Origin of the sequence: Streptomyces sedi (assembly GCF_006335015.1) — a bacterium.
Classification (GTDB): Bacteria; Actinomycetota; Actinomycetes; order Streptomycetales; family Streptomycetaceae; genus Streptomyces; species Streptomyces sedi.
Genome location: NZ_VDGT01000003.1, coordinates 359,781 through 386,186 on the forward strand (window position 1 = coordinate 359,781; position 26,406 = coordinate 386,186).

Here is a 26,406-nt window from a genome sequence, read left to right on the forward strand (position 1 = left end):
GGTTCCTGAGCCCGCCCACGAGGCGTTTGCCCAGCCCACGGGGGACGCCACCGAGGCGGCCTCCACGGCTGCGGCCGGCCTCACGCCCGCCGCCCCCGCAGCTCCCGGCCGAACTCGATCATCTTCACCGCGTAGTCCTCGGTCCACCCCGCGCGCTCGGCGATCGCCGCCGCGTTCAACGAGTCGAACCGGGCCGGGTCGGCCAGCTGCGCGGCGGCCAGCGCCTGGTACTCGACCGAGCGGTCGGCGGCCTGCTGGAAGGCCGTCGCCAGCTCCGTGGAGCGGTCCAGCAGCTCGCGTGGATCGCTGATCGACTCCAGCGAGAAGAAGTGCTCCTCGTCGGAGCGCTCGTCCGGCGGCTCGAAGAAGAGCGCGGCGGGACGGCGGTACCGAGGGGGTGTGCCGGAGGGCTCGCGGCGGGGGCCTGGGTCGGACATGCGGCGATCAGCCTCCTGGTTCAGGACGGCGGAGTCAGATGGCGTTCCTGTGCGGTCGACGATCCATTGTGCCGCGCCCTGGGGATCGCCGACGAGACTCCGGGGGCGCTCGCGCCCGCCTGGTCCTCCCGCTCACGCCGGCGCGGGCGCCGGGCGTCCTCGTCGATCGTGGGCAACGTGCCGTAGTGCGGGGCGTCCTCGCCCCGGTCCCAGCCGAAGCGGGCGCGTATCCGTGCCGACACCAGCAGCGCCGGCCGGGCCAGCAGCAGCCCCGCCACCATCACCGTCACCCCGGCGACCGCGTCCAGGAAGTAGTGGTTGGCCGTGCCCATGACGACCATCACCGTGATCAGCGGATACCCGACGGCCGCGGCGCGCAGCCACCGCGAGTGCCGCCCGAAGTGCCAGAGCGCCACCCCGCACCACACCGCCCAGCCCACGTGCAGACTCGGCATGGCCGCGTACTGGTTGGTCAGGTCGCCCATCCCGCTGGGCGCGCTCGCCTCGTCCGCCCACCAGCCCCAGTCGCTGTACTGCGCCAGGCTGTCCACGAAGCCGTGCCCGCCGGGCAGTAGCCGGGGCGGGCTGGTCGGCATCAGCGTGAAGCCGACCAGGCCCATCATGGTCGAGATCAGCAGCCAGGTCCGCATCAGCCGGTACCGCGCCGGGCGCTGGTGGTAGAGCCACAGCAGCACCAGTGGCGTCACCAGGTAGTGCAGGGAGGCGTAGGCGAACGAGGACGGGATGCCGAGCCAGGGCTCCTGGGTGAACAGCTCGTTGAGCGGCTCCTCCGCGTGCAGCCACAGCGCGCGCTCCAGCCGTAGGATGCTGAGACCGTTCTCCACCGCCGTGGTGACGTCCCCACGCGCAAGCAGTCTCGCTCCGGAGTAGGCCCCGTAGGCGACCAGGATCAGCAGCAGCTCGGTCCACCAGCGTGGCCGCTGTTTGGGCATCGGCGGGAACTCCGGATCATCTCGTCTTCGACTGTTGGACAGACGTACGTCAGTTAACCGTAAGGCGAACCGCTACGGGAGAGACGCCGGGGAGCTGTTCCTGGTTGCGTGAGGAATGATGTGAGACGTGTGGGACGCGAGCGCTCGCGTTCACCCGCACCCGCCCCACGAGAGGAACTCCATGGCCCCGCGCATCCTGTTGGTCCGACACGGAAGGACGGCCTGGTCCGTCTCCGGACGGCACACCGGACTGACGGATGTCCCCCTGCTCGACGAGGGGCGCGCGCAGGCGAGGGCGTTGGGGGAACGGCTGCGGCGCGCGCCGTGGGACGGCCTGCCGGGGGCCGAGGTCCGCACCAGCCCGCTGTCCAGGGCCGCGGAGACCTGCGAGTTGGCCGGCTTCGGCGACCGGGCCACCGCCTGGGACGCGCTGCGGGAATGGGACTACGGCCAGGAGGAGGGCCGCACCACCGAGGAGATCGCCCGGGAGCGCGGCGGTGACTGGGTGATCTGGCGCGACGGCGTGCGCGGTGGCGAGTCCATGGCGCGGCTGGCGGAGCGCGCCGACGAGGTGGTCGCCTGGGCCGGCGGCGTCGAGGGCGACGCCGTGGTCTTCGCCCACGGGCACATCCTGCGCGCGGTGGCGGCCCGTTGGCTCGGTCAGAAGGTCGACTTCGCCGCCCGGCTGAAGCTGGAGGCGGCGGCGCTCTGCGTGCTCTCCCTGGCCTACGGCGAGCCGGCCCTGGAGCGGTGGAACGACACCGCGCACCTGTCCGAGGCGAGCTGAGGCGGCGCCGGCCGGCGGGAGACGCGCTTACGCGCCGACGGCGCGCTGCCGTTCGATGAACGGGGCGACGGCCCGCTCACCGCGCGCCGGCCTCAGCCGGGTCGCCGTGTCGGCGAGCAGCTCGGTGATCCGGGTGGAGCGGACGCCGGACATCAGGTCGAGCGTCTGGTGGCCCGCGGCGGCGGCCTCCTCGGGCCGGCCCGATCTGGCCAGAAAACCCGCCAACTCGGCCGAGTAGAGCGCGATGTTGCGGGCGAAGTGCGGGTCGCTCCGCGCCACCCGTACCGCGCGCCCGGCGCACTCGGCGGCGCGCGGCCAGTCGCCGAGCAACGCCCAGCACTGCCCCTCCAGGCTGGCGAACTCGCCGTCGCCGAAGAACGACATCCACTCCGGGGTCATCGCGGCGGAACCCCGCGCGTAGGCACCCTGGGCCTGGGCGATCGCCTGTCGCGCGCCGGCGCGTTCGCCCATGCCGGCCCAGCCGGCGGCCTCGCGCAGCGCCAGCAGGGAGCGCAGCCGCTCCGAGCCCACCCCCTCGGCGGCGCGCGCGCCGGCCTGAGCGGCGCGCACTGCCTCGCGTGGGCGCCCCGTGTCCCTGGCGAGAAAGGCCAGGTTGCAGAACGCGTGCGCCTCCAGCGCGGGATCGCCGCTCACCCGCGCGGTCGCCAGCGCCTCCCCGTAGTAGGAACGGGCCTCGGCCCAGCGGCGCGAGTCGTGCGCGAGCCAGCCGACGGAGAGCGCCAACTCGCCGGTGTTCGAGTGGAGTTCGTCGTTGACCGAGGAGCGCTTGGCGCCGAGGTCGAGCAGCTCGTAGGCGGTGCGCAGCGCCTCGCCAGCAGGCCGGTAGAGGGCCTGCGCCCCGTGCTGGTCGTCGAGCAGCCGGATGTCGCGCACGGCCTCGCGGACCCGGGCGACCTCGGCGGTCCCCGGCCGGCGTGGGGCGGCCGAGACCGGCGGCGCCGGGCCCAGCGTCGCGAGGGACGCGAGGGCGGCGGGGCCGCCCGTCATGAACGCACGACGCAGCACGTCGGTCTCCTCCGTGTCGTGGATGCGCCCGCCAGGGGGCGTGCCCTCCCGCCCGCGCGCGGGCGGGGGTGGGGCGGCTGTGGGGGGAATCGGCTCGGCGCGTGGCGGGGGGACGGCGCGCGCACCGCGTCCTCGGACCGTCTGGCGTGGCGCGAAGCCGAGGTCGGTCAGGGTGCGTCCCGGGAACATATGAAGAAATACCCGTTCGTACGCGTAGTTAGGGCACCGAATCTCGCCCGCTTCCACACGTCCCACATAGCGTGCGTCGCAGGAGACGCGTTCGCCGATCTCCCGTGCCGCGCGCCGCACCGCCGCGGCGAACTCGCCGGGGGAGAGCCCGCCGCGCAGTTGGCGGAACGTCTCGTTGGGGGTGGCCGACCGGGACGGGGGTGATGACCTCGCCATGACGGCGAAGGTACCGGCTGTAGCGGTGCGTGCACCGGGAGTTGGGGGCGGAGGTCACCCGTGCTCGTGGATCTGCCATGAACTGCCATCCAAAGGAGGGGTTCCCGGCCGTAGCCGTTGACAGGGGTCCGCCGTTAGACATGCGCACCCGACAGCACCCCTGGAGGAGGACCCATGGCGGACACCGGCGACGCGGCCTGCGACGTGGTCACGGTTCCGGCGCGGCAAGGACTGGAAGCCGTCGACCTGCTGCGCCTTCGGCACGGGGTGGGCCCGGTGCTGCACGACCGGGAGAGCGACACCCTGGGCTTTCTGGTCCCTCCCGGTACCGCCGCCCGATGGAACCTGCCGGGGAGCGCCTGCACCAGGGCTGGCGCGGCGGCCCCCGTCGCCGGCGGCCGGCCGTGGGCCAGGGGCAGCGGCTGGCTGGTGCCACCGGAGGGCGCCGTCACCTGTTCCACGGAGCCCGAGCGGCTGCGGGCGGCGATCTACGAGGCGGTCAACACGCTGGCCGTCGTGGACCGTTGCGGAGGCACCGCGCACCCCTGAGCCGCACGGCGCGCGGCCGACCCGCGCGCCGGGCGTGCGCGCCCCGAGTGTCGGGACCCCCGGTCGCCGGGGGAGACTGGGGGACGTGGCGGGAAGACGAGCGCGGCGGTCGGCGGACCGGGGACAGGTGACCGAGACGGTGGACGGCGGCGAGGCCCGCCTGGTCCCCGACCCGGACCGGGAGGACGCCTGGGAGCTGCTGATCGACGGCGCCCCCCAGTCCCATGTCGACCTCGCCGACCCCACCCGGCTCGCCTTCGAGTACCAGCGCAGGCTCGGCCATCTCGTGGACCTGCTCGCGCCCCCGGGGCGGCCCGTACGGGTGCTCCATCTCGGCGGCGGCGCGCTGACCCTGGCGCGGTACGTCGCGGCGACCAGGCCCCGTTCGGGCCAGCAGGTCGCAGAGCCGGACACGCGGCTGACCGCGCTCGTGCGCGAGCGGCTGCCGCTCCCCGACGGCGCGCGCGTGCGGGTGCGCGCCCTCGACGCCAGGGAGGCGCTGGCCAGGGTGCCCCAGGGCTGGGCCGACCTGGTCATCACCGATGTCTTCGCCGACGCCAGGACCCCGGCGCACTGCGCCAGCGTCGAGTTCCTCGACGCGGTCAGGGGGGCGCTCGCCGTGGGCGGTTGGTACGCCGTCAACTCCACGGACGGCCCGCCGCTCGCCCATCTGCGGGGCCAGGCGGCGACGTTGCTCGCCAGGTTCCCCGAGGTCTGCCTGATGGCCGAGCCGGCGGTGCTGCGCGGCCGGCGCTACGGCAACGGAGTGTTCTGCGCCGCCGACCACCCGTTGCCGGTCGCCGAGCTGACCCGCAGGTCCGCCGGCGACCCGTACCCCGCGCGGCTGCTCACCGGGCGCGAGCTGGGGGACTTCACCGGCGGCGCCGCCGTGGTCACCGACGCCACCGCCCGGCCCTCGCCGCCCCCGCCGGACGGCGTCTTCCGCTGATCTCCCCGCGGGGCGGCGGGCGTTGGCCCGCGTTCTCCCCGGAGGAGGGGGCGTTGTCAGACCCCCGTGTCACAGTGTGTAACCGAATGTTGCTTCGGCTGTGACAGGGGTGGGACACATGGGTGCGTGGAGCTTTGACGGGGTGCGGCGGGCGTGGAGCGTTGACGGGGTGCGGCGGGCCCGGAGCCTTGACGGGATGCGGCGGGCGTGGCGCCGGGGGACACGGTGGCTTTCGCGGGGTGCGCGCGGCGCCCCGGCGTGCGGCGGCCCCCGGCCCGACCGCGCGGGGCGCGGTACGGGGCCGGGGGCCGGTCTCCCCCGCCCTCCTTCCCGAGGGGAAGGCATCCGGGGTGGGCGGGGGAAGCGCGACGCCGCCGCGGGCGCCCGCGCGGGCCGTGGCTCAGCCGGCGGCGGGCAGCCGGCCGGAGCCGACCACCTCGGCGTACCAGCGGGCGCTCGCCTTCGGCGTGCGGCGCAGCGTCTCGAAGTCCACGTGCACGACGCCGAAGCGCTTGCTGTAGCCGTACGCCCACTCGAAGTTGTCCAGCAGCGACCACAGGAAGTACCCGCGGACGTCGACGCCGAGGCCGATGGCCTGGTGCACCGCGTCCAGATGCCCGTGCAGGTAGCTGATCCGGTTCGGGTCGTGCACGGCGCCGCTGGCGTCGACCTTGTCGTCGAAGGCCGCGCCGTTCTCCGTGACGTAGAGCGGCAGGTCGGGCCGCTCCGCGCCGAAGCGGCGCAGCAGCTCCGTCAGACCGGTCGGGTCGACGACCCACCCCATGTCGGTGCGCTCGCCCGCCGCCAGGTGGAACTCGACGGACTCCGACCCCACCCAGGGCGAGTGCTCGGACGCGCCGTGGCCGTCGTCGCGCGGCGTCTGGCTGCCGTCGACGGGGGCCGCGACGATGCTGGGGTTGTAGTAGTTGAGCCCGAGGAAGTCGATCTCCTGGTGGATCGCGGCCTCGTCGCCGTCCCGCACGAAGGACCAGTCGCTGATGTGCGCGGTGTCCTGCCGGAGATCCTCCGGGTAGGTGCCGTGCAGCAGCGGGTCGGTGAAGATCCGGGTGTGCAGCGCGTCGATCCGCCGCGCCGCGTCCAGGTCCTCGGGCGCCTCGGTGCGCGCCCTGATCACCCCCGGGTTGACGGTGATTCCCACCTTGGCGTCCGCCGGCAGGGTGTCGCGCAGCGCCCGCACGCCGAGGCCGTGCGCGAGGTTGAGGTGGTGGGCGGCCTTCAGCACGGACTCCGGCTCGGTCCTGCCCGGCGCGTGGACGCCGGAGCCGTAGCCGAGGAAGGAGCTGCAGAAGGGCTCGTTGAGCGTCGTCCACATCGGGATCCGGTCGCCCAGCGCCGAGGCCACGAGAGCCGCGTACTCGGCGAAGCGTTCGGCCGTCTCCCGCGCCGGCCAGCCGCCGGCGTCCTCCAGCTCCTGGGGCAGGTCCCAGTGGTAGAGGGTGATCGCGGGGGCGATGCCGCGCTCCAGCAGCCCGTCGGTCAGCGCCCGGTAGAAGTCCAGCCCGCGCTGGACGGCCGGGCCGCGGCCGGTCGGCTGCACCCGGGACCAGGAGACGGAGAACCGGTAGGCCCGCAGGCCCAGTTCGGACATCAGGTCGAGGTCGTCGGCCCAGCGGTGGTAGTGGTCGCACGCCACGTCGCCGGTGTCTCCCTGGAAGACCTTCCCCGGTGTCCGGCAGAAGGTGTCCCAGATGGACGGCGTGCGGCCGTCCTCGTCGGCGGCCCCCTCGATCTGGTAGGACGCGGTCGCCGATCCCCAGAGAAAGTCGGCCGGGAAGACCCGTGGTTGCTTTTCAGTCATGGAAGCGCTCCCATTCTTGCTCGTGGAGAGGGTAACGAAGCGGGGTCGGTGGGGGGCTCAGCCCTTGAGTGCGCCGTGCATGATGCCGCCGACGATCTGCTTGCCGAAGAGCACGAAGGCGACCAGCAGGGGCAGCGTGCCGAGGAAGGCGCCCGCCATGATCACGCCACGGTCGGGGACGTATCCCTGGCCCAGCCCGGTGAGGGCGACCTGGACCGTCGGGTTCTGCTGGGTCAGCGCGATGATCGGCCAGAAGAACTCGTTCCACGCCGCCACGAAGGTCAGCATCCCGAGCACGGCCATCGCCGGTCGCGCGGCCGGGAAGACCACGTGCCAGACCACCCGCAGGCTGTTGGCGCCGTCCACCCTGGCGGCCTCGATCAGCTCGCTCGGCAGCGCCTGTACCAGGTACTGCCGCATGAAGAAGACGCCGAAGGCGCTGACCATCGTCGGCAGGATCACCGCCTGGAGCTGCCCGGTCCACTCCAGCTCGGCGATCGCCATGAAGAGCGGGACGACCGTGAGTTGGGGCGGCACCATCATGGTGCCGATGACCAGCAGGAGCAGCAGGTTCTTCGCCCGGAACCTGAGCTTGGCGAAGGCGAAGCCCGCCAGGGTGGCGAAGAGCACGGTGGAGACCGTGATCGTGCCGGCCACGAAGATCGTGTTGATCATGGCCGTGCCCATGTGGGCGTCGGTCCAGGCCGTCTCCAGGTTGCTGAAGAGCCGCCCGCCGAACCAGAAGGGCGGGGTCGGCTCGGCCAGCCGTGCGTTGCTGTGCGAGGCGGCGATCGCCGACCACAGCAGCGGAAGCACCGAGCCGAGCCCGAAGACGATGAGGATGACATAGGACAGCCAGCCGGCACGCAGGTGGCCACCGGCCTGGCCGGCGCCTCCGCGCCGCTTCCGGCCGCCGCGGCCGGGCGGCGGCGGGTCCAGCTCTTCCGCCGTGTCCGGGGTGATGACGGGTGCCGTGGCCATCACGCCTCCTCGCCGTTGCTCTTGCCCACCAGCCGGGTGAGCACCCAGTAGAGAATCCCGATGACGATCAGCAGCAGGAACATCGTCCAGGCGATGGCCGCCGCGCGACCGAGATGGAGGTTGAACCAGCCGGTCTCGTACATGTAGAGGCCCAGCGTCTGGTACTGGCTCTGCGCGCCACCGTTCTCGCTGCCCGCCAACAGGTAGGGCTCGCCGAAGAGCTGGGTGGCGCCGATGGTGGACACCACGACGGTGAAGAGGATGGTCGGCCGCAGCGCCGGGATGGTCACGTGGCGGAACTGCTGCCAACGCGAGGCCCCGTCCAACGAGGCGGACTCGTAGAGGTCGTTGGGCACCGCCTGCATCGCGGCCAGGTAGATCAAAGTGTTGTACCCGGTCCAACGCCAGATCACGATCGTCGAGATGGCGAACTGCGAGGTCCAGGTGCCCGCCTCCCAGTTCACCGGGTCGATGCCCACCAGGTCGAGCGCCCAGTTGATCATGCCGTAGTCGCGCCCGTAGAGCATCGCGAAGACCAGCGTGGCCGCCGCCACCGAGGTGGCGTAGGGCGTGAGCATGGCCACCCGGAACGCCATGCTGCCGCGCATCCGGTAGTTGAGGACGTGCGCCAGGCCCAGGGCCATCAGCAGCTGCGGCACCGTCGAGATGATCCCGATGGTGAAGGTGTTGCGCAGCGCGTTCCAGAAGAACTCGTCGTTCCAGAGCCGAGAGAAGTTGTCGAAGCCGACCCACTCCATCTCGTTCGGGTTGACCATCGAGGCCTGGTGCAACGCCGCCCAGCCGGTGTACAGCAGGGGAAAGAGCCCGAAGGCGGCGAAGAAGAGGAAGAAGGGGGAGATGAAGGCGTATGGGCTGAACTTGAGGTCCCACCGGTACCAGCGGGAGCGGCGTTCGATCCGCTTCCGCTCCTGGGGGGACGGCCCTTCGGCCTTCTCGGAATCGGGGCGCGGGGCCGCGCCCCCCGTGGTGGCGGGGGGCGCGGACGCGGTGTGCTCAGTGGTCATCTACCTGTCCACGTCATTCCGCGAGGGCGTTGTCCAGCTGGCTCACGACGCCGCTCCAGGCGTCGTCGGAGGAGAGCCCCTGCTGTTCCAGCGCGACCAGACCGTTGGTGATGTTCTCCTGGATCACCTGGTCCTGCGGACCGATGACGGTGGTCGGGATCTCGGCCGACGCCTGCGTGAAGATCTCGCCGATCGGGGCGTCCTGGAAGTACTCGTGCGTCGCCTCCAGCACCTCGGGCAGCTCGTGCGCCGCGGCGGAGCTGGGGAAGCTGCCGCGCTCCGTGAAGAGCTTGGCCTGCTGCTCGGGCGCGGTCAGCCAGGCGGCGAGCTTGACCGCCTCGTCCTTGTTGCTTCCCGCCTCGGGCACACCGATGAAGGAGCCGCCCCAGTTGGAGGGCGCGGGGGACTGGGCGACGTCCCAGACGCCGGCCCCGTTGTCGCCCGCCTCGGACTGGATGTAGCCGAGCATCCACGCGGGGCAGGAGGCGACGGTGGCGAAAGCGCCGTTGGCGAAGGCGGTGTTCCACTCGTCGCTGAACTGCTGCTGCTGGTCGGTCAGCCCCGCCTCGGCGGCCTGCACCGACAGGTCCCAGGCGGTCTGGACGGCGGCGCTGTCCTGGTAGTTGATCTCGCCGTCGGGGCTGTAGTACCGCTCCTCGTAGGCGTTCACCACGGCGTTGAACATGCCGCCGGCGCCGTCGAGGTAGTCCACGTCGGCCGGCCCGTTGGCGGCGAACTCCTCGCCCACCTCCAGGTAGGACTCCCAATCGGCGAAGAGCGCGCTCACCTCCTCGCGGTCGGTGGGCAGCCCGGCCTCCTCGAAGTAGTCGGTCCGGTAGCAGATGCCGGTCGGGCCGATGTCGGTGCCGAGCCCGATCACCCGGCCGTCCTCCGTGGTGGCCTGGTCCAGCTTCCAGGGCTCGAAGTGCCCGGTGTCCACGTCCGCGTGCTCGGAGAAGTCGACCCAGCGGGCGTTGAGGTCTCCGGTCATCTCGGCGATGTTGCCGACCTCGATGGCCTGGATGTCCATCAGCCCGCTGTTCTGCGCGAGGCGGGTGCGGAGCTGGGCGATGTAGTCGCCGTTCTCGGTGATCGAGTCCTGGGTGATGGTGACGCCCGGGTTCAGCTCCTCGTACTCCTCGTACAGCCCGGCCTCCTCGAAGCCGAACTGGCCGAAGACGCCGATGCTGATCTCCACGTCGCCGTCGCCACCCCCGTCCCCGTCATCGCTGCCGCAGCCGGCGAGGAGACCGGTGGCGAGGGTCGCGGCGGCGCCGAGGGCGAGCACCCTGGCGCTTCGGCGAAGGGGCCGGTGAGTGGTGCGTGCTCTGTCGCGCATGACGGATCGTCCTCCTGGCGCACACATGACGTTGCCTCCCCGGCCGGTGCTGCGCTTGTGGGGGTCGGGCCCGGGCTTGGAACGTGCGGGTTCTTGTAATGTTTTGGGCGCGTGGGAGCGCTCCCAGTTGTGATGGGTTGAAGGCTTCCTGAGCCCTCGGCGAGTGTCAAGTCATAGAACAGGTCGCTTCGGTATCCGTGATGTAGTTGGACTCCGGGGCGCAAACGGGAGGAACCGATGGCAGTGACAAGGCGCGGCATGGGCCGCGACGGAAGGCCGACCCTGGAGCAGGTCGCCGCCCGCGCCGGGGTGGGGCGAGGCACGGTCTCGCGCGTGATCAACGGGTCACCGCGAGTCAGTGAGCGCACACGTGCCGCCGTTCAGCAGGCCATCGCCGACCTGGGGTACGTGCCGCACCGCGCGGCCAGGGCGCTCGCCGCCAACCGTTCGGACGCCATCGCCCTGGTCGTTCCCGAGGCCGAGACGCGCCTGTTCGCCGAGCCGTACTTCTCCGGAATCATCCGGGGAGTGAGCGCGGAGTTGGCGGACACCGACATCCAGCTGCTGTTGACGCTGATCCGCACCCCGAAGGAGCGGCAGCGCTTCTCGCAGTACGCGGCCAGCCACCGGGTGGACGGCGTGCTGCTCGTCTCCGTCCACGGAGACGATCCGATGCCCGACCAATTGGCCGAAATGGGCATCCCCGTGGTGATGAACGGACGTCGTTCCTCGGACGAGCTGGTGCCCCACGTGGACTGTGACAACGTCGGCGGCGCGCAGCTGGCCGTGGAGCACCTGCTGGGGCGGGGACGTTCCACGGTCGCGACCATCACGGGCCCCTCCGACATGTACGTGGCCAGGTGCCGGGTCGACGGCTACAAGGAGGCCCTGCGGGCCGCCGGGCGGGAGCCGGACGAGGACCTGATCGCCAAGGGGGACTTCTCCGAGGAGAGCGGGCACGCCGCCATGCACAAGCTGATGCGCCGCAGGCCCGAGTTGGACGCGGTCTTCTGCGCCTCCGACCTGATGGCCATCGGAGCCCGGCGCGCCCTGCGTGAGCTGGGGCGTTCCGTTCCGGGCGACGTGGCGCTCGTCGGGTTCGACGACTCCTCGCTGGCCCGGCACATGGACCCGGCGCTCACCAGCGTGCGGCAGCCGATGGAGGGCATGGGCCGCGCGATGACCAGGGCGCTGCTGGCGGAGATCGGCGACTCGGGGCCCGACCGGCCCCGGCTGGTGCTCCCCACCGAGCTGGTGCGGCGGGGCTCCTCCTGACGCGGTCCCGAGGCGGTCCCGACGCGGCGCGCCGTGCGCCACGGCCCCCGGCCCCGGAGCGCCGCGCGGCCGGCCGGCCGCGCGGGCGGGCCCGCCTCGTGCGCGGCGCGGAGGTGCCGCGTTGGCCACATCCGTGCGACGACGTTTCGATGGCACCGCTCCCACGCAGCACTTATCGGCCACGTAGGGGCGGTTGTCGGTAGCCAGAAGGCCGCGCAAGGGGGCATCGACTGTCGGTGCCGCGGACTATGGTCCCTTGCATGGCTGTTCGACAACTCTGTGCGCCCGGCGACCTCGATCTTCGCCGGCCGCTGCCCGGGCGGCCCGCCGCGGCGCAGCGGGTCACGGCGGTCGCTGCCACGTCCGGGCTCTCCCGTGTCGCGGTGGCCACCGCGGCGCCCTGGTTCCCCGGCCTCGCCGAGCTGCTGGTGCTCTCCCCGGGCGAGGGCGGCCGGCCGACGCGTCTTCCCATGGCCCGCCGGCCGCGCGGCGCCGTGGTGCGTGACCTGCTCTTCAGCCGCGGAGGGCGGGCGCTGACCCTCTCGCTCGGCGGCAGCGAGGAGCAACAGCTCGGCCAGTTGGCGCACTTCACGCTGGAGCCGACGCCGGTCGAGCGCTGGCGGCGTGCGCTGAGCCGCCCGGTCTACGCCGCCTTCGGCGAGTGCGGTGGCCTGCGGCTCGCGGTCAGCGGGGACGGCGAGGTGGTCGCCGGCTGCGACCAGGCGAGCCGTTCCGTGCTGGCGTGGTCGGCGGCCGACGGCTCCCGGCTGGTGGACGGCTCCGCCGAGCCGCCCCGCGTCGGCGGCAGCGAGGCGGTCGCGGTCGACGCGGACGGCTCGCGGCTCGCGTTCCGGCTCTGCCGGCCCTACGAGCGCGCCCCGGACGGCGGCGTCGCCGTACTCACCCCGGACGGCGGCGCGTTGCGCGTCCTGGCCACGGGGCTCGACTGGTGCGCGGGGCTGGTCTTCGCGCCCGACGGCACCCGGCTGATGGTGGTCGGCACGGCGGACGGCACCGCCGAGTCCGTGCTTCTCGACCCGGCGCTGCCCCCCGGCGAGGAGGTGGTCGAGCGGCGGCGCCTGGCCGCGCTGCCCGCCGAGGCCGCCCACCAGACGCTTCGCCCGGTCTGGGGCGCGGCAGGCCCCAGGGCGGCTTTGCGCGTCGACCGCACCGTCACGGTCTGGGACCTGGCCGGCGGCGGCCCGCTCCGTTCCGTTTCCGACCTGGGCCGTTCCACGGCCTGGGCGCTCACCCCCGACGGCCGCGCGCTGGTCGTCGCCTCCCCGGCCGAGATACGTGGTCACGACCTCGGCTGACCCCTGACTTCGCCCGCCGAACCAAGGACGGACGTCATGAACGCCTCCGACCCCCCACCGCCCACCACCCCCCGCGACCCGGCCGACGGCCGCGCGCGGCACGGCACTTCGGAGACCGCGCCCGAGGAGGCCGTGCGGGCGTTGCTCGCCGAGCGGCCGAGCGAGCGGGCCTGGTGGGAGATATGCCGCCTGCTGGAGCTGGTGCCTCCGGAGCGGCTGGACGCGCTGCGCGCCGAGGCGCTGCGGTGGCCCGCGGCCCAGCGCCCGATGCCGGACGGCTGGTGGGCGCGGTGGACCTCGGGTGACGTGCGCCCGCACCACGCGTTCGCCGGCACTCGCGCGCTGGGCCGCCTCGACCACGTGGAGACCGGCACGGTCGACCACCCGGTGGCGGAGGACTGGGCGGAGGAGGACGATCCGGCGACGGCGCCCCCGGTGGTCCTTCCGCCGGCCCACGCCGCCGACCAACCGGGGGACGAGGCGCGCACGGCGTACTTCTACAACGGCGCCAGCGCCGTCGCCGCACCCGCCGGGCTGCGTTGGCTGGCGTTGGCCGCCGCCGCCGAGTGGCATCACAACGGCGGGGACATCGCCCGCTGGGAGACCACGAGGGACGCGCCGCTGGTCTGGTACCTGGACGGCACCCAGTTCCACGACGAGTGTTACGACCTGCAACTCTCCCCGGACGGCGACCTCGCGGTGGCCGCCGTCGAGGGCGCCTGGCACGCCTGGTCGGCGGCGACGGGCGAGCGGCTGTGGCGGGTCCGGCCCCACGCTGCCGGGAGCGGGGAGGGCGTGGAGGAGGGGCTCGTCCCCGAGGAGGCCGAGGTCAGCATGGACGACCTGGTCCGCTTCGGCTTCTCGGCCGACGGGCGGCGGCTCGCCGTCGGCACCGGCAGCTCCGACGTGGTCGCCGTGCTGGCCGCCGACACGGGCGCGGTGCTGCTGCGGCTGGAGGGCGACGACGCGTTCGGCCCGGTCGCGCTGGACGCCTCGGGGGAGTCGCTGGCCCACGCGGCGCCCGCGGGACGGGTGGTGCTGCGCTCCGTGCCGGACGGCCGGGTGCTGGCCGTCGCCGACACGGGGCTCAGCTCGATCGCCGCGCTGGCGCTGTCGCCGGACGGGGAGGGGCTCTTCGTGGTCGGCGGGGTGGTGGGCGGCGCTCCGGAGCGCGCCGGCATCGGGACGACGGCGCGGCCTGCCGCCCGTCGGCTGACCGTGGAGCGGGACGGCGACCAGCTCACGCTGGTCGGCCAACCCCTGCTGCGGCCCCGCGAGTTCCCCGAGGGCCTGGACGCGGACTCGCCCGCGGCGGCGATCACCGCGCGGGCCTGTTGGACGCCGAGCGGCCCCTACGGCTTCGTCGGCGCCGACTTCGGTTCGCTGCTCTTCGACGGCGCCGGCCGCACCCTGTGGGCCGACCCGGCCAACGCCATCGCGGCCTTCACCCCGGACGGCCGCGCGCTGGTGGTGGTGCAGGAGGAGATCGACGCCTGGTTCCTCGCCGGTCTTGAGCGGCCTGAGGAGGCGCCGGAGGAGGAGCCGCCGCCGGGCCGGGTGCTGCTCGCCGGGCTGCCGCCCGCGCTCGCCGGACCGGTCTCGGCCGGCGGAGGCGAGTCGGCCGAGCTGCCCTGTTCCCACTGGTCGGTGCGGGTCGCCGCCGTGGCGGACGACGCGCGGGCGCTCGCCTTCTGCGCCAAGCTGGACCGGGACTCGGTCGGCCGGCCGCAGGTCCTGTGCCGCTGGCCGGACGGCGGCGCCGGCGAACGGCCGCCGCACATCCGGCTGCTGCCCGAGGTCCCCGGCTCCTCCTACCTCTCCGACCTGGTCTTCGCCCCCTCGGGCGAGGTCCTGGCCCGCGGTCTGCTGGGCGACGAGTCGGCGCTGGCGCTCGACGAGGTGGGAACGGGCACCACCCGCTGGGTGTACACGCTGCCCCCGGTCCCCTGGGACGAGGAGGAGCGGCTGCGCGTCGCGTTCAGCGCGGACGGCTCGCGGGTGGCGCTCGCCGCCCATGTCACCGGCCGCGTCGTGGTGTTGGACGTGCGGAGCGGGAAGCCGTTGGTCTCGCTGAAGACCGGGTCGGCCAGGGACTGGAGCGCGTGGCGCGGGGTCCGGGTGGACACGGCGGCGCTGGACGCCGCGGGGGAGCGGGTCGCCTTCGGCGTGCGGGACGCGGCGAGCCGGGTGGTGGTCCGGGAGGTGGCGGGTGGCGGCGTCGTGCCGGTCGCCGCTCCGGCCGGGCTGCGGCAGGTCACCGGGCTGGCCTTCGCGCCGGACGGCCGGACACTGGCCGTCGCCGGCGCGACCCACCGGGCGCACGCGGGGCTGTGGCTGCTGGCCGTGGGGGAGGAGACGGGCGGCGCGGCGGTGCCGCCGGTGACCGCCGTGCGCGACCTGCCGATGTTCGACCAGCCGGACGGCCAGTTGGTCTGGTCGGCGGCCGGGCCCCGGGCCTACTTCCCCGGCAGTCACGGTTGGGGCGCGGTCTGGGACGCGGGGGCGCGGCGGACGTGGACGGAGATACCGTTCGGCTCCGCCGACGGCGGCGTGGCCCTCTCGCCGGACGGTGGGACGCTGGTGACGGTGACCCAGTTCGGGGCGAGAAGCTGGCCGTTGCCGTTGCCGCCGCCCTGACCGACCCGGCCGCGAAGCCCCCGCCGAAACGTTCACTTTCTGGAAGCCGGAAGCCGGAAGCCGGAAGCCGGAAGCCCGAAGCCGCCTGCCCCGTGACGCACCGCGCCCCCGCTGCCGGCAGGGCAGCGGGGGCGGGCGCGTGGGGGGTTCTCGGGGAGTGTGCGCCACCGGGCTCCCCGAGGGTCCGGTCAGTCACCGGGCCGGACCCTCGGGGGCGCGGGTCACACGGTGATCGACGGGTCGATCACAGCGGGGGGTAGGCGTTGGCCAGCAGCTCCTGGAACTGCGCGGAGAACCAGTGCCCGGAGATCGGGGCGTCCGCCAGGGCGCCCGACGGGTTGTTGTTGTTGCGCGGGTTCCCCTCGTAGGTGGGGTCGCACATCCGGTCGAAGCCCTTGCCCTCGTCGTTCGGGATCTCCTCGCTGGAGCCGTCCGACTCGCCGGGAGGCTTGACCCACACGTAGGCGTCGATGCCCTCGGCCGGCGAGGCCTCGGGACGCTCGCCGATGCCGGCGCCGGTCTGGTTGCACCAGTTGCCGGCGTGGATCCGCTGGTCGACGCGGCTGCCCTCGACGTACGCGTTCACGTCGGTCTCGGGACCGGGGCCGCTGGGCCGGTCGGGGCCGCCCCAGCCGCTGCGCGAGGTGTCGATCAGCATCCCGATGTCCGAGCTGAAGCCCTGGGAGACCAGTTCCTCGCGGAAGCCCTGGGCGAAGGTCTGGTTGTCGACGTAGTAGTTCCAGTCGACCCAGTCGCTCTCGCGCACCGAGGTGCCGTTGACGGTGTCGTCGATGGTGTAGTGGGGCTCGACCGTCGGGCCGAAGTTGGCCGTGTTGACGATGAAGCCGTGCACGTCGTCGGCGCTGGCGCCGCCGGTGGAGACGGTCTCGGCGAACAACTCGGCCGAGGGGGTGAAGTTGCTGTCCCAGCCGAGCCAGCCGTAGTGGCCGGCGTCGACGTAGTTGTAGACGTTCTCGATGGCGCCCAGGGTCTCCAGCGCGTACGCGACGCCGTTGACGTAGTTGCCGTTGGCCAGCATCTCGTCGCACTCGGGCGTGGCGGTCTCGCGCGGGCTGACGTTGGTCACCAGGTTGGGCAGCGAGTCGATCTCGATGACCGTGACGATCCGCAGGTCGGCGTAGGCCGGGTCGCCGATGATCTCGGCGATCGGGTCGATGAACTCCGACTGGTAGCGGTCGAGTTCGTCCGGGCCGAGCTCGCCGTTGGAGGCGAGCGCGGAGCAGTCGCGACCCGGCAGGTTGTAGATCACGACCTGGAAGACGAAGTTGTCCTGGCCCTCGGCCTGGACCAGCGCGTTGTCGAGGTGCTCGCGCAGGCCGGTGCTGTTGCCGGCCGAGCCGCCTTCGATCGCGGAGATCTGGTCCAGCCAGACGGCGGTGGGCTCGTCGGCGATGGCGTCGCCGCCCGGCTCGGCGGAGGCGTTGGCCGACCAGTCGGGGTTCACGTAGACGCCGGCGCCCTCGTACGGGTTGTCGACCCGTTCGAGCGGCCGGGCGTCGTCGTTGGCGTTGGCCGTGGTGAGCGTTCCGAGTGTCATCACTCCGGCGCCGAGCAGGGCGCCCGCGACGAGCGCGGTCCGCTTCCTGGCGCGGTGACGTGGGGGGTTGGTGCGGCTCATTGCGGTGCTTCCTCCAGATGGTTGCGTCGGCGCGACCTGGGGTGCGGGTCGTGCCGTCGTGCGTCAGGTAAGGAAGGGCGAACCGGTGGGCTCACCGGACCCGTGCCGTGTCGGCGGGAACGGTCGCCCGGACGACCCCGAAGGCGCCGCCGGGCCCCGCGCCCGTCGCACGCCCACGCGTCCTCCAGGTGAGGCCGGTCGGAGGGCGAAGGAGCCCTCCGCTGTGCCGCCGTCCGCCGGAGGCGGGCAGGCGACGGGTGGCCGAACACTCGTGGTGGCTGTGGGGTGGTGGGGGACAAGGGGGTGCTCTCGGAAGCGGCTCCGGTTCGTCCTGCGCCCGTCCTGGCGCCTCGATCGGCTTGGGACCGCTCCCACTGGTTGAAGGGACCGTAGGGCAATCACCCCCCTTCCGCCAAGGGGGCGTTCAAGAATTCGTCGCTGACCTGCCGCTTAATCATGGGGTTTCCTCGGGGGGTTGACGTGTTCAGGTAATGCTCGGATTCTTGGGAGCGCTCCCACTGGCCTGTGCACGTCACCCCGACGGGCACCTCTTTTCCCCCTCCGAGCCGCGAGGAGGTTCGATGCGAATCCACCGTGGATCTCCCATCGGGACTTCAACAAGAGCGAGAACACGCAACAAGAGCCGCCGACTCTGGGTCGCGGGTGCCGTGGCCCTGTCCCTGCCGCTCGGGCTGACCGCCGCGGGCAACGGCAACGCCAGCACGCCGGCCGCCGGGGACGGCGTCGGCGTGGCGCAGTACGAGGACCAGTTCCTGGAGTTGTACGAGAAGATCAAGGACCCGGCCAGCGGGTACTTCTCGCCCGAGGGCATCCCGTACCACGCGGTCGAGACGCTGATCATCGAGGCCCCGGACCACGGTCACGAGACCACGTCCGAGGCCTACTCCTATCTGATCTGGCTGGAGGCGCAGTACGGCCAGGTCACCGGCGACTGGGAGCCGTTCAACGACTCCTGGGCGCTGATGGAGGAGTACATGATCCCCGGCGCCGCGGATCAGCCGACCAACAGCTTCTACGACCCGTCGTCCCCGGCGACCTACGCGCCGGAGTCCGACGACCCCTCGAACTACCCGGCGCCGTTGGACCCCAACGTCCCCGTCGGCGAGGACCCGTTGGCGAACGAGCTGTCGTCCTCCTACGGCACGGACGACATCTACGCCATGCACTGGCTCCAGGACGTGGACAACGTCTACGGCTACGGCAACACCCCGGGCGACCCGTGCGGCGGCAACGCCGACGGCCCGTCGTTCATCAACACCTTCCAGCGCGGTCCGCAGGAGTCGGTGTGGGAGACCGTTCCCCACCCCTCCTGCGACGACTTCAGCTTCGGTGGCGAGAACGGCTACCTCGACCTGTTCACCGACGACGCGGCGTACGCCCAGCAGTGGCGGTACACCAACGCCCCGGACGCCGACGCCCGCGCCGTGCAGGCGGCCTACTGGGCCAACCAGTGGGCCTCCGAACAGGGCAACCAGGCGCAGGTCGCCGAGACCGTGGAGAAGGCGGCCCAACTGGGCGACTATCTGCGGTACTCGATGTACGACAAGTACTTCAAGCAGGTCGGTGACTGCGTCGGTCCGAACGAGTGCCCGGCCGGCAGCGGCAAGGACAGCTCGCAGTACCTGATGTCCTGGTACTTCGCCTGGGGCGGCGCGCTCGACACGTCCGCCGGCTGGTCCTGGCGGATCGGCTCCAGCTTCAACCACTTCGGCTACCAGAACCCGCTCGCCGCCTACGCGCTCTCCTCGGACGACGCGCTGGTCCCCGACTCGCCGACGGCGGGCGAGGACTGGGGAGCGAGCCTGGACCGGATGGTCGAGTTCTACCGCTGGCTCCAGTCCGCCGAGGGCGGCATCGCCGGTGGCGCCAACAACAGCTGGGACGGCGCCTACGGCGATCCCCCGGCCGACACCTCCACGTTCTACGGCATGTGGTACGACGAGGACCCGGTCTACCACGACCCGCCGTCCAACGAGTGGTTCGGGATGCAGGCGTGGTCCATGCAGCGCCTGGCCGAGTACTACTACGAGTCGGGCGACGAACTGGCCGGCGAGGTGCTGGACAAGTGGGTCGCCTGGGTGCTGCCCGAGGTGACCGTGGGCGACGGCGCCGACTTCGCGATCCCGGCGACGCTCTCCTGGTCCGGCCAGCCGGACACCTGGGACCCGGCCAGCCCGGGCGACAACGCCGGCCTGCACGTCGAGGTCGTCGGACACTCCCAGGACGTGGGCGTGGCCGGTTCGTTGGCGAACGCGCTGACCTACTACGCGGCGGCGAGCGGCGACACGGCGGCCCAGGAGACGGCGGCCGGGTTGTTGGACGCGCTGCTGGCCAACTCCGACGACATCGGGGTGGCCACCGAGGAGTCCCGCGAGGACTTCAGCCGCTTCGGCGACGAGGTCTACATCCCGTCCGGCTTCAGTGGCACGATGCCCAACGGCGACGTGATCGAGCCGGGCGCGACCTTCGAGTCGCTGCGCTCCTTCTACCAGGACGACCCGGACTGGCCGCAGGTGGAGGAGTACCTGAACGGTGGCGAGGCGCCGACGTTCACCTACCACCGCTTCTGGGCGCAGGCGGACATCGCGATCGCGCTGGCCACCTACACCAACCTCTTCGGCGAGGAGGCGTGACGAGTCCGCGATGAGGCGCGGCGGTCCGCGACGAGGTGTGGCGGACCGGTGCCAACCATCCGGAACAGCCGGTTACGTCCCGGTCCGGACGCGGCAAGTCGCCGAACGGAGCCGGTAAGTGACGGGACGATGCATGAACCGGCTCCGAGCGGCGTAGCCTCTCTCACGGAGCTGTAGCCGGTGGGGAACGGGACGCGCGTGCGTGCCCCGCTCCCCGCCGGCCCCACGCACCACCGAGGGCCCTGGTGAGAGCGCACCAGGGCCCTCGGGTTCGCCGCGCCTCCCTGGGGGCGGGTGCACAGAGGAAGGGGGCGCGCGCCAACTGGCGCGCGCCCCCTTCCCGTTCAGGCTTCCCCGTGTGTCAGGCGCTATCGGCGGGCCGGCGTCACCAGCACCACCACAGGACGCAGGAGTCGTCGTCCCCCTCGTCCTCGCCCGGGTCCTCGCCGCCGCCGTCGTCCGGGGGCGTGGTCGGGTCGGGGTCCGGTGGGGACGGGGCGCCGCCCTCACCCGGGTCGTCCGGCCCCGGCTCCTCGGGTCCGTCGGCGGGGTCGGTCGGCTCGACGGTCCCCCCGTGCTCGGTGGGGGCCGGCTCCGACTCGGCTTCCCGCTCCTCCTCGGGCTCCTCGGACGGGGTCCGCTCCCCTTCCTCGTCCTCGCTCTCGGAGGCGTCCGCGGTCGCGGGGTCCGCGGTGGCGTCCTCCGTGCCGTCGCCGGTGGGGCCGTCGGCCGCCGGGTCCGCCGCGTCGTCGTCCGCCGCCGTCTCCGACTCGGCGGCCGAGGGCGAGTCCCTGGCCTCCGCCACCTCCTCCTCCGACTCGCTGGCCGGCATCACCACCTCGCCGACCTCCGCCACGGCCACGCCCAGCACCAGCAGCCCCAGCACGCCGGCTATCAGATAGCGGCGGCGCCCCGGGCCGCTGGCCGCGTGGCTCGCGCGCCGGCGCGGGCGCTCCTCCGACGCGCCCCCGGGCTCCTCCTCGGCGGCGGCGGGGAGCGCGGCGGTCCCGCCGTCGCCGGCCCGCGCGCGTTCGCGCCGCTCCCGGCGCCCGCCGGCGGCCGGCGGGGCGGCGGCGGGCTCGCCGGCGGCGGCGCGGTCGGCGCCCGCCTCGCCCGCCCTGCCGGGCCACGCGGCCAACTCCCCGCAGCCGGGGCAGATCAGCGCGCCGTTGATGTGGCGGCGGCACGTCTCGCAGTAGTCCATGGCTCCCCGTTCCGTTGCGATGGACCAGTGGGGGTTTCGCACACCCTAGCGTCGCGGGAGCGCGTCCACGGGACGGCGACGAAACGGCCACGGGAGCCCCATCAGCCGTCAACTCCTCCTCCTCTTCGCGTCGTTTGGCCGGGGCGCCCGTCCTGCCGAGGCCGCTCCCGGCGCTCGGATCCCGGTTGTCAGAGCCCGCCGCTACCCTTGGGCGCCATGTGTGGACGGTATGCGGCGAGCCGACGGCCCGAGGATCTGGCCGGCCTCTTCGACGTGGGGCTGGTGGACCCGGGTCAGCCCCTCCCGGCGGACTGGAACGTGGCGCCCACCAAGGAGGTGTACGCCGTCCTGGAGCGCCCGGTGCGCGAGCGTGGCCCCGAGCCGGTCCGCCAGCTGCGGAAGCTGCGCTGGGGGCTGGTCCCCTCCTGGTCCAAGTCCCCCGAGGGCGGCGCCCGGATGATCAACGCCAGGGCCGAGACCGTTCACGAGAAGCCCTCCTACCGCCGCCCCTTCGCCGCCCGCCGCTGCCTGCTCCCGGCGGACGGCTACTACGAGTGGGTCACCGGTGACGCGGAGCGCGCGGAAGAGGAGAAGGGGAAGCGCAAGCGGTCGCGCAAGCAGCCGTACTTCGTCACCCCGGCGGACGGGGCGGTGATGGCGCTGGCCGGGCTCTACGAGTTCTGGCGGGACGGCACGCTGCCCGACGACCACCCGTCGGCCTGGTGGGCGACCTGCACGGTGGTGACCACCGAGGCCGAGGGGGCCCCGCTGCCGGGCCGCGCCGAGGGGGACGAGGGGCCGCGCACCCTGGCCGACATCCACCCCAGGATGCCGCTGGCCCTGCCGCCGGACCGCTGGGACGCCTGGCTGGACCCGGCCGCCACGGAGCCCGAGGCGATACGCCCGCTGCTGGCCCCGCCGCCGCCCGGCTCGTTCCGCGCCTACCCGGTCTCCACGGACGTGAGCAACGTGCGGAACAACGGCCCCGAGCTGGTCGCCGAGCTGCCGGGTCCCGAGGAGGTCACCCTCTTCTGAGTCCTCTGGCTGGCCCCTCTGGCTGCCCCCTCCGGCCGGGACGGCACCGGGGTGCGACGGACGCGGCACGGCACCGGCACGGCACCGGCACGGGAGTCGGGGGAGAGGGGGAGACACGGGAGACGGGGTAGAGGGGCAGACGGACCCCGCGCGGCGTGGGCGGAATACCCCGGGCGGGTTCGGCGTTGACGAGCGGGACCGACCACACCCGAGCCTCGCCCGAGGGCGAGAGAGGGAGACCGCCAGATGGGTTCCATCGCCTGCCCGTCACGTCCCGCCGAGCAGCGCACCCCGCGCGCCAGCGAGGTCGACTGGGCGACGCTGCGGCTCGCCGCGGAAGGGGGCTCCGCATCGGCGGACGGACCGGTTCGTCGTCTATCCTCCCAGTCGGGCGAGCCCGCTTTCGGGCTCGGCGCCTACACGAGGGAGGTGGGTCAGGTCACCGGCACCGAAGACGGCGTGTCCCGGGAGACAGAGGGAGCCGAGGAGACCGAGGCCGAGCGCAACGCGCGGTTCGAGCGCGACGCCCTCGGCTACCTGGACCAGATGTACTCGGCGGCCCTGCGCATGACGCGCAACCCGGCCGACGCCGAGGATCTCGTCCAGGAGACCTACGCCAAGGCGTACGGCTCGTTCCACCAGTTCCGCCGGGGTACCAACCTCAAGGCATGGATGTACCGCATCCTCACGAACACCTTCATCAACTCCTACCGCAAGAAGCAGCGCGAGCCACAGCGCAGCGCGGCCGAGGACATCGAGGACTGGCAGCTGGCCAGGGCCGAGTCGCACATGTCGACCGGACTGCGCTCCGCCGAGTCCCAGGCCCTCGACCACCTGCCGGACTCGGACGTGAAGCAGGCCCTCCAGGCGATCCCCGAGGAGTTCCGGATCGCGGTCTATCTCGCGGACGTCGAGGGCTTTGCGTACAAGGAGATCGCCGACATCATGGGTACCCCCATCGGCACGGTGATGTCCCGGCTGCACCGTGGCCGGCGACAGCTGCGCGACATGCTCCAGGACTACGCGCGGGAGCGCGGCCTGGTTCCCGCCGGGGCGCAGAAGGGTTCGGAGTCATGACCGGCGAGGAGCCGCGTCCCTCGGACTGCTCGGAGGTGCTCGACCACCTCTACGAGTATCTCGACCACGAGATGCCCGACGGGGACAGCGACAAGATGCGCGAGCACATCGACGAGTGCTCTCCGTGCCTGGAGAAGTACGGGCTGGAGCAGGCGGTCAAGCAGTTGGTGAAACGCTGCTGTGGCCATGACGACGTGCCCTCCGACCTCCGTGCCAAGGTGCTGGAGCGGATCGACGCCATCAGGGAGGACGAGAGCCGCGCGGCGGGGCCGGCCGGGGAGCCGGACTGCCGGGAGGCCCAGAGCCGCCAGGAGGCCCAGGACCGCCAGGAGGCATAGCCGGGCCCCCGAGCCCTCAGGAGACCACCCGCCCGGTCACCCCGCTGGACTTTCGCCCCCCTCCGCCGTCTCGCGCGAGACCGCTCGCTGACCCATGCTGTGAGCAGGCGGCGCTCGCCCCATGGTTGGATGCGGTGCGGGACGGACAGGAGAACTGTGAAGTGCAGGCTACGAGGCGGGAATCAGGCGGGACACCGTGAGGATCTTCGGCAGGGTGCGGCAGCGTCCGTCCACGGACTGGCGACTGGCCACCAACCGGGCTTTCACCCTCATCGACGACGGCCGCTACGAGGACGCGGACGCGCTGCTGACGCGCGCCGCCGACATGGAGCCGTGGCTGTCGGAGTCCTGGTTCAACCTCGCGCTGCTCCACAAGTTCCGCCACGACTGGGAGCAGGCGCGCTCCGCCGGGCTGCGCGCCGTCGCCCTGCTGGAGCGGGACGCGGGCGCTCCTGACTGGTGGAACGTGGGCATCGCCGCGACCGCGCTCCAGGACTGGCCGCTGGCCCGCCGCGCCTGGCAGGCGTACGGGCTGCCGGTGCCGGCCGGGTCCTCCGTCGCCGACGAGCCGCGCGGGATGGAGCTGGGCGGCGCCGCCGTGCGCCTCTCGCCCGAGGGCGAGGCCGAGGTGGTCTGGGGCCGCCGCCTCGACCCGGCCAGGGTCGAGGTGCGGAACATCCCGCTGCCGTCCTCCGGCCGCCGCTGGGGCGAGGTGGTGCTGCACGACGGCGTGCCGCGCGGCGAGCGGACCACGGCGGTGGGCGGCGGCTCGGCCGTCTTCCCCGTCTTCGACGAGATCGAGCTGTGGGCGCCCTCCGCCGTGCCGACCTGGGTGGTGCTGATCGAGGCGGCCACCGAGGACGACAGGGACGCTCTGGAGCGGCTGGCGGCCGAAGCCGGATACGCGGCCGAGGACTGGTCGTCGTCGGTCCGGCTGCTGTGCCGGTCGTGCTCGGAGAGCCGGATGCCGAGCGAGGAGGGCGACGGCATGGCCCAGCACGATCCGCACGACCACAGCGTTCCCGGCCGCCCGGGCCCGCTCGGCCACACCGGCACGGGCGCCCTGTGGTCGCCCGAGCGCGAGTGCGGGATCGCCGCGCCCAGCGGGCTGGTGCGCGGGCTGCTCGACGGCTGGGTCGGCGACCGGCCGGAGGCGCGGGCCTGGCGGGACCTCGAAGAGGTCTGCTGAGCAAGCCCGTTGGGACGCCGTCGGGACGCCGTCGGGGCGGTCCCGCCCCGTCCCGGGGAGCGGCGCCGCCCCGTCCCGTGGCGCCGTAAGCTTGTCCCGGCAGTGCGGGGAGGGCCCCGCTGGCGAGACACCGAGAGGCGAACGGCGGACCATGGCGGAGCAAGAGACCGACGAGCGCGAGTTCATCGACGACACCCAGGACGCCGATGAGCGGGAGCGGGCGCACCGGGAGCGCGGGACGGTCCGGCCCATCACCGTGGTGGGGAACCCGGTGCTGCACCGCGAGTGCGCCGATGTCACCGAGTTCGACGAGGGTCTGGCCGCGCTGGTCGACGACATGTTCGCCAGCCAGCGCGCCGCTTCGGGCGTCGGGTTGGCCGCCAACCAGGTGGGGGTTGACCTCAAGGTCTTCGTCTACGACTGCGAGGACGACGAGGGCGTGCGCCACGTCGGCGTGGTCTGCAACCCCGTCCTGGAAGAACTCCCCGCCGACCGCCGGGTGTTGGACGACAACAACGAGGGCTGCCTCTCGGTGCCGACCGCCTACGCCGAGCTTGCCAGGCCCGACTACGCGGTGGTGCGCGGCCAGGACACCAGCGGCAAGCCCGTCCTGGTGCGCGGCACGGGGTACTTCGCCCGTTGCCTCCAGCACGAGACGGACCACCTCTACGGCCGGCTGTATCTGGACCGGCTCTCCAAGCGGGAGCGCAAGAACGCCCTGAAGCAGATGGCCGAGGGCACTCCCCGCTACGAGACCGTGCCCAACGAGAGCTGAGCCACGCCCCGCGCGGCGCGCGTAGCGGAGCGGCGCGCGTAGCGGGGGCGGCGAGGACGGAGCGAGGACGGAGCGAGGACGGGGCGGGGGCGAACGGGGCCGAACGGGGAGCTTCGGGCGGTACCGTTCCTTCCGCTTCCGGGGCGTCGATGGGCGTTCAATCATCGGCGCCCCGGAGGGAGTTGACGCGCGTTGACCGCTGGGGCACTCTCGTTGCGTCTCTCCACACTTCCTTCTCGGAGGCAGCATGTTCAGACGCATGGTGAGAACCGTCCTCGCCGTTGTCATGATCGCATCAGCAGCGCTGGTCGGTACCGTGGCGACGGCCGGAACGGCGCAGGCCGACGGCTGCTACACCTGGAACCGCACCCTCAGCCAGGGCAGCAGCGGCGAGGACGTCCGGCAGCTCCAGATCCGCGTCGCCGGATACCCGGGCTACGGCTCCGTCCTGGCCATCGACGGCGAGTACGGCCCGGCCACGGCCGCCGCCGTCACCCGCTTCCAGCAGGCCTACGGCCTGGGCGCCGACGGCATCGCCGGCGACCAGACCTTCAGCAAGATCTACTCGTTGCAGGACAACGACTGCACCCCCATCCACTTCACCTGGGGTGAGATGAACCGGTGCAACTCCGACTGGTCAGGCGGCGCGGTCAGCGCCAGCGCGGCCAGGAACAACGCGCTCCAGGCGATGTGGAAGCTGGAGGCCCTGCGCCACGCGCTCGGCGACCGCCCGCTGACCACCAGCAGCGGCTTCCGTTCCTACGCGTGCAACAACTCGGCCGGCGGCGCCTCCAACAGCAACCACCTCTACGGTCGTGGCATCGACCTGGTCGGCTCGCCGACCTTCTGCCAGATCGTGCAGCAGGCGCGCTACCACGGCTTCAACGAGATCCTGGGCCCCGGCTACCCCGGTCACAACGACCACGCCCACCTCGGCACCCAGAGTGGCCGCTTCTGGTCCGCTCCCAGCTGCGGCATCTGAGCCACGCCGCGCCCC

21 protein-coding genes and 1 pseudogene are annotated in these 26,406 nt (G+C 72.9%); 13 read left to right on the forward strand and 9 right to left on the reverse strand.

The window, feature by feature from the left end:
- Window positions 1-80: 80 nt before the first annotated feature.
- Both FH715_RS06310 and FH715_RS06315 read right to left on the reverse strand, forming a co-directional pair.
- A complete protein-coding gene (locus tag FH715_RS06310) occupies window positions 81-437 on the reverse strand; it encodes a hypothetical protein (RefSeq protein WP_139641560.1) in 357 nt (118 codons plus the stop codon).
- A gap of 20 nt (window positions 438-457) precedes the next feature.
- On the reverse strand, window positions 458-1,390 hold the full coding sequence (locus FH715_RS06315) for a phosphatase PAP2 family protein (protein WP_139641562.1): 933 nt from the start codon (window positions 1,388-1,390) through the stop codon (window positions 458-460).
- Window positions 1,391-1,571: 181 nt separating this feature from the next.
- Between FH715_RS06315 and FH715_RS06320 the strand changes: the two genes are divergently transcribed.
- Window positions 1,572-2,177, forward strand: a complete 606-nt coding sequence (locus FH715_RS06320; RefSeq protein WP_139641564.1) for a histidine phosphatase family protein — start codon at window positions 1,572-1,574, stop codon at window positions 2,175-2,177.
- Window positions 2,178-2,204: 27 nt separating this feature from the next.
- Here the strand turns inward: FH715_RS06320 and FH715_RS06325 are convergent, their stop codons facing one another.
- Window positions 2,205-3,608, reverse strand: a complete 1,404-nt coding sequence (locus FH715_RS06325) for an NsdA family TPR-like regulatory protein (protein ID WP_139641566.1) — start codon at window positions 3,606-3,608, stop codon at window positions 2,205-2,207.
- 174 nt (window positions 3,609-3,782) lie between these two features.
- Between FH715_RS06325 and FH715_RS06330 the strand changes: the two genes are divergently transcribed.
- Together FH715_RS06330 and FH715_RS06335 are read left to right on the forward strand one after the other, a co-directional pair.
- Window positions 3,783-4,157: a hypothetical protein gene (locus tag FH715_RS06330; protein ID WP_139641567.1), complete on the forward strand. Its 375-nt coding sequence runs from the start codon at window positions 3,783-3,785 to the stop codon at window positions 4,155-4,157.
- 85 nt (window positions 4,158-4,242) lie between these two features.
- A complete protein-coding gene (locus FH715_RS06335; protein ID WP_139641569.1) occupies window positions 4,243-5,106 on the forward strand; it encodes a spermidine synthase in 864 nt (287 codons plus the stop codon).
- A 400-nt stretch (window positions 5,107-5,506) separates the two neighbouring features.
- On the opposite strand, the gene FH715_RS06340 is transcribed toward FH715_RS06335, so the two are convergent.
- Genes FH715_RS06340 through FH715_RS06355 form a run of 4 tightly spaced genes read right to left on the reverse strand, consistent with a single transcriptional unit; the run spans window position 5,507 to window position 10,270 of the window.
- Window positions 5,507-6,925, reverse strand: coding sequence for a GH1 family beta-glucosidase (locus tag FH715_RS06340; RefSeq protein ID WP_139641571.1), 1,419 nt, complete (start codon window positions 6,923-6,925; stop codon window positions 5,507-5,509).
- Window positions 6,926-6,982: 57 nt separating this feature from the next.
- A complete protein-coding gene (locus FH715_RS06345) occupies window positions 6,983-7,906 on the reverse strand; it encodes a carbohydrate ABC transporter permease (protein ID WP_139641573.1) in 924 nt (307 codons plus the stop codon).
- On the reverse strand, window positions 7,906-8,931 hold the full coding sequence (locus tag FH715_RS06350; RefSeq protein ID WP_139641575.1) for a carbohydrate ABC transporter permease: 1,026 nt from the start codon (window positions 8,929-8,931) through the stop codon (window positions 7,906-7,908). The genes FH715_RS06345 and FH715_RS06350 overlap by 1 nt, the downstream gene beginning before the upstream one ends.
- 13 nt (window positions 8,932-8,944) lie before the next feature.
- Window positions 8,945-10,270, reverse strand: coding sequence for an ABC transporter substrate-binding protein (locus FH715_RS06355; protein ID WP_139641577.1), 1,326 nt, complete (start codon window positions 10,268-10,270; stop codon window positions 8,945-8,947).
- 237 nt (window positions 10,271-10,507) lie between these two features.
- Between FH715_RS06355 and FH715_RS06360 the strand changes: the two genes are divergently transcribed.
- The 3 genes from FH715_RS06360 to FH715_RS06370 all read left to right on the forward strand — a co-directional run bounded on the left by FH715_RS06360 (window position 10,508) and on the right by FH715_RS06370 (window position 15,498).
- Complete coding sequence (locus tag FH715_RS06360; protein WP_139641579.1) at window positions 10,508-11,545, forward strand: LacI family DNA-binding transcriptional regulator; 1,038 nt, start codon at window positions 10,508-10,510, stop codon at window positions 11,543-11,545.
- Between the two features lie 260 nt (window positions 11,546-11,805).
- Complete coding sequence (locus FH715_RS06365) at window positions 11,806-12,861, forward strand: WD40 repeat domain-containing protein (RefSeq protein ID WP_139641581.1); 1,056 nt, start codon at window positions 11,806-11,808, stop codon at window positions 12,859-12,861.
- A 36-nt stretch (window positions 12,862-12,897) separates the two neighbouring features.
- A complete protein-coding gene (locus FH715_RS06370; RefSeq protein WP_139641583.1) occupies window positions 12,898-15,498 on the forward strand; it encodes a hypothetical protein in 2,601 nt (866 codons plus the stop codon).
- 244 nt (window positions 15,499-15,742) lie between these two features.
- Here FH715_RS06370 and FH715_RS06375 read toward each other — a convergent pair whose 3' ends face one another.
- Complete coding sequence (locus tag FH715_RS06375) at window positions 15,743-17,137, reverse strand: glycoside hydrolase family 6 protein (protein WP_139641585.1); 1,395 nt, start codon at window positions 17,135-17,137, stop codon at window positions 15,743-15,745.
- A gap of 695 nt (window positions 17,138-17,832) precedes the next feature.
- On the opposite strand from FH715_RS06375, the pseudogene FH715_RS06380 reads away from it, so the two are divergent.
- A pseudogene (locus tag FH715_RS06380) lies at window positions 17,833-19,791 on the forward strand (glycoside hydrolase family 48 protein); the annotation flags it as partial.
- A 385-nt stretch (window positions 19,792-20,176) separates the two neighbouring features.
- Here the strand turns inward: FH715_RS06380 and FH715_RS06385 are convergent.
- Window positions 20,177-20,995, reverse strand: a complete 819-nt coding sequence (locus tag FH715_RS06385) for an SCO2400 family protein (protein ID WP_139641588.1) — start codon at window positions 20,993-20,995, stop codon at window positions 20,177-20,179.
- A 216-nt stretch (window positions 20,996-21,211) separates the two neighbouring features.
- On the opposite strand from FH715_RS06385, the gene FH715_RS06390 reads away from it, so the two are divergent.
- The 6 genes from FH715_RS06390 to FH715_RS06415 all read left to right on the forward strand — a co-directional run bounded on the left by FH715_RS06390 (window position 21,212) and on the right by FH715_RS06415 (window position 26,391).
- Window positions 21,212-22,030, forward strand: a complete 819-nt coding sequence (locus FH715_RS06390) for an SOS response-associated peptidase (RefSeq protein ID WP_139641590.1) — start codon at window positions 21,212-21,214, stop codon at window positions 22,028-22,030.
- 246 nt (window positions 22,031-22,276) lie between these two features.
- Window positions 22,277-23,107: a sigma-70 family RNA polymerase sigma factor gene (locus tag FH715_RS06395; protein WP_139641592.1), complete on the forward strand. Its 831-nt coding sequence runs from the start codon at window positions 22,277-22,279 to the stop codon at window positions 23,105-23,107.
- Complete coding sequence (gene rsrA, locus FH715_RS06400; protein WP_139641594.1) at window positions 23,104-23,445, forward strand: mycothiol system anti-sigma-R factor; 342 nt, start codon at window positions 23,104-23,106, stop codon at window positions 23,443-23,445. The genes FH715_RS06395 and rsrA overlap by 4 nt, the downstream gene beginning before the upstream one ends.
- 196 nt (window positions 23,446-23,641) lie before the next feature.
- A complete protein-coding gene (locus FH715_RS06405) occupies window positions 23,642-24,634 on the forward strand; it encodes a tetratricopeptide repeat protein (protein ID WP_139641596.1) in 993 nt (330 codons plus the stop codon).
- Between the two features lie 151 nt (window positions 24,635-24,785).
- Window positions 24,786-25,409, forward strand: coding sequence for a peptide deformylase (gene def, locus FH715_RS06410; RefSeq protein ID WP_139641598.1), 624 nt, complete (start codon window positions 24,786-24,788; stop codon window positions 25,407-25,409).
- 247 nt (window positions 25,410-25,656) lie between these two features.
- Window positions 25,657-26,391, forward strand: a complete 735-nt coding sequence (locus FH715_RS06415) for a D-Ala-D-Ala carboxypeptidase family metallohydrolase (protein WP_139641601.1) — start codon at window positions 25,657-25,659, stop codon at window positions 26,389-26,391.
- Window positions 26,392-26,406 lie beyond the last annotated feature (15 nt).